This is a genomic window from Ruegeria sp. BJ5 (assembly GCF_056537865.1).
In genome coordinates this window covers 1-1,066 of the sequence record NZ_JBQFSH010000020.1, presented here as the reverse complement: position 1 = coordinate 1,066, position 1,066 = coordinate 1, and the positions used below count along the sequence as shown (strand labels likewise).

Sequence of the window (1,066 nt, the reverse complement as noted above, 5' to 3'; positions counted from 1 at the left end):
TCGTTCATCTCGATCACGACCATGCGGCCGTCCTCGGGATTGACGCCGAACTGCACGTTGGTGCCGCCGGTCTCGACGCCGATCTCGCGCAGCACCGCCAGCGAGGCGTCGCGCATGATCTGGTATTCCTTGTCCGTCAGCGTCAGGGCAGGGGCCACCGTGATGGAGTCGCCGGTGTGCACGCCCATCGGATCGAAGTTCTCGATCGAGCAGACGATGATGCAATTGTCCTTCTTGTCGCGCACCACCTCCATCTCGTACTCTTTCCAGCCGAGCACGGATTCTTCGATCAGCACTTCGTTGGTCGGAGACGCGTCCAGGCCGCGCTCGATGATGTCGAGGAACTCTTCCTTGTTGTAGGCGATGCCACCGCCGGTGCCGCCCATGGTGAAGGAGGGGCGGATGATCGCGGGCAGGCCGATCTCGGACAGCGCCATCATGGCCTGGCCGAAGGCATATTCCTGGTAGCGCTTGCGGCGGTCGCTCTCGCCGAGCGTCCATTGCCGGTCGAGTTCTTCGAGCGCTGCGCCCGACAGCTTCTCGCGTTCGGCCTGGTATTTGTCGCGGAACGACTTCTTCAGCTCGGACGCGTTGGCGAGCCGCGACTTCGGCGTCTCGAGCCCGATCTTGGTCATCGCCTCGCGGAACAGCTGGCGATCCTCGGCCTTGTCGATGGCATCGGCGGTGGCGCCGATCATCTCGACGTCGAACTTGTCCAGCGGGCCCTGCCGGCGCAGCGACAGCGCGCAGTTCAGCGCGGTCTGGCCACCCATGGTCGGCAGCAGCGCGAAGCCGCCGGGGATGACGTGACGTTCCTTCTCGATGATCTTGGCGACGATCTCCGGCGTGATCGGCTCGATATAGGTCGCATCGGCCAATTCCGGATCGGTCATGATGGTGGCCGGATTGGAATTGACGAGGACGATGCGATAGCCCTCCTCTTTCAGCGTCTTCACCGCCTGCGTGCCCGAATAATCGAACTCGCAGGCCTGGCCGATCACGATGGGACCGGCGCCGATGATGAGGATGGTCGAGATGTCGGTACGTTTGGGCATCACCGCTCGCG

At 63.4% G+C, this 1,066-nt stretch carries 1 protein-coding gene; it reads right to left on the bottom strand.

Going from position 1 to position 1,066, the window contains the following annotated elements; genetic code table 11:
• On the bottom strand, positions 1 to 1,055 hold a 1,055-nt coding region (locus ACR0NY_RS19110; RefSeq protein ID WP_480771305.1), incomplete at its 3' end, for an ATP-binding protein.
• Between the last annotated feature and the right edge of the window lie 11 nt (positions 1,056 to 1,066).